Here is a 350-nt window from a genome sequence, read left to right on the forward strand (position 1 = left end):
ATGTATCGAGGCTCGTTAGGCTTTAGTTTGGGAAGAGGCATGCCTGTTACAAGTTTAATCCCTAAAAAATACCCTAAGCATGGTAAAAGGGATTGCCAATACATAGTCGCGTTTGCTGATAGCTACGATGGGGCTTGTCAATCGTGGACATTATTAACGGAGTTTATGGATAAAAATAAACCAATCCCTTTTGGGTTGTTACAGTCTGTTCAACACCATTTAAATAAGGGAAATAGTGTTACATGGAGAGGTGATAAAATTGGTCCCTATATGGATAAGTATCCGCTCGATCCTGTCATAAAAAATAACTATAAGTATGTTTATCACGAAAATCGTGATGCAACAGAAGA

General features: G+C 38.0%; 1 pseudogene. It reads left to right on the forward strand.

From position 1 onward, the window contains the following. Positions 1-39: 39 nt before the first annotated feature. Positions 40-350, forward strand: a pseudogene (locus tag H5154_RS23285) (hypothetical protein); the annotation flags it as partial.

The sequence above is a fragment of the Pseudoalteromonas sp. SR44-5 genome, assembly GCF_014163675.1.
Lineage (GTDB): Bacteria > Pseudomonadota > Gammaproteobacteria > Enterobacterales > Alteromonadaceae > Pseudoalteromonas > Pseudoalteromonas rhizosphaerae.